Genomic DNA, 1,724 nt, shown 5'->3' with positions numbered 1-1,724 from the left:
CAGACCACATCCGGCGCAGACGATTTTCATGTGCGCATTCCCGTACTGCCGATGTAGGTCGGACAGGTTCTTCGGGACACCGAAAAACTGACAGTCCGCCACTTTCGACCTGGCCGCAAGGTCGTTCCTGGAGAGTCCCCGTGTATCCGATCCCCTTCGTACCCGTAACCCCGGACCACCTGGCGAACACCGGTGCCGCACTGCTGCCCCTGGGCCTCACGGCGACCGCCATGGTGCTGGCCGGTCTGCTGCTGCTGCAGGTCCGGGCCGCCCGGCACCGCCGCCGCTCCAACGACTGAGGAGCAACCTTCCGATGGTGGTCCTCAGTACCGTCCAGCTGCTGCTGGTCGGCCTTGGCCTGGTGTACTTCGCGGGCATGACCGCGGCCGGGCTCCAGTTCTGGCGTAAATCCCGGGCGGGAGACCGGCCCACTCCAACCACGGGCAGGAAAGGCAGGAAAGGCAGGAAGGTCAAGGCGCTGGTGCCGGCGCAGGCCGGCCCCGTCCCCGACGCGGTCTACTTCCTGATCCCTTGTCTGAATGAAGAAGCGGTGATCGCCTCGACGGTCAGCCGTGCCCTGGAGGACCCACGGGCCCGGGTGATCATCGTTGACGACGCGAGCTGGGACACCACCGCCGAACAGGCCCGGACGGCGGCCCGCCAAGCGGGAGCGGCGCAACGGCTGAGCGTGCACACCCGCGAACTCCCGGACGCCCGGACCGGCAAGGGCCCGGCCCTGAACTCCGGCTTCACCCTCATCGAGGAAGACGTACAGCGTCGGAGACTGGACCCCGCCCAGGTGGTCGTCTGCGTCATGGACGCGGACGGCCGCCTGTCGGACAACGCGCTGGACGCCGTCCTGCCGCTGTTCGCCGACCCCGCCGTGGGCGGTGTCCAACTCGCGGTCCGCATCCGCAACCGCGACACCCTCCTTCCCCGGATCCAGGACGTGGAGTTCTGGGCCCTGTCCGGCATCTCGCAGTTCGGCCGGGCCAGCACCGGCACCGTCAGCCTGGGCGGCAACGGCCAGTTCACCCGGCTGAGCGCACTGCGGGGCGTTGGGCGGGCCCCCTGGGCCGCCGCACTGACCGAGGACCTCGAACTCGCCCTGGAACTGGCCATCGCCGGATGGCGCCTGACCACCACCGCCAACGCCCACGTCGACCAACAGGGCCTGACCGACGTCCAGGCCCTCGTACGTCAGCGCACCCGCTGGTTCCAGGGCCACATGTCGGCGATCCGCTACCTCCCGCGGATCTGGGACTCACCGAAGATGAGCCATGGCGCGTCCCTGGAGATGATGCTCTACCTCCTGGTGCCGTGGACGCTGGTGCTGCCGTGGTCGATCGTCTTCCACATCAGCCTGGCGGTGATGATCGGCTCGATGTGGGAGCACGGCGGGGCGGCCGCCTTCGGCACGGTGCCCGACGCCCGGTTTGAGGCCGTGGCCCTTTGGTATCTGCTGTCGTTCGCCCCGAACCTGGTCGCCGGCTGCCTCTACAAACGCCGCGACCCCTCGGTGTCCTGGTTCTCGGCCATCTGGCTGGGGCATCTGCTGATCCCCGCCAACTACATCGCGTACGTCGCCTGCTGGCGCGCCGCCGGCCGGATGGCGACCGGGCGCACCGGCTGGGCCAAGACCGACCGGATCACCGAAGGCGTCCCCGCCGAGCCGACGCACGATACGCAACCCACCTGCGCCGCCGCCCTGGTCCCGCCCTCCG

The 1,724-nt window shown here is 69.4% G+C and carries 2 protein-coding genes; both read left to right on the top strand.

Annotated features, from left to right (window positions below):
- Nucleotides 1-140: 140 nt before the first annotated feature.
- Nucleotides 141-299 (top strand): hypothetical protein, encoded by a 159-nt coding sequence (locus tag AC0Z36_RS29585; RefSeq protein ID WP_485466167.1) that lies wholly within the window; start codon nt 141-143, stop codon nt 297-299.
- Between the two features lie 14 nt (nt 300-313).
- Nucleotides 314-1,724 (top strand): glycosyltransferase (locus AC0Z36_RS29580; RefSeq protein ID WP_485466166.1); only part of this gene is annotated, 1,411 nt, incomplete at its 3' end.

Source organism: Kitasatospora sp. UYEF31 (genome assembly GCF_057291755.1).
Note: the sequence above shows the minus strand (reverse complement) of the source record. Positions and strands in the feature narration are given on the sequence as shown.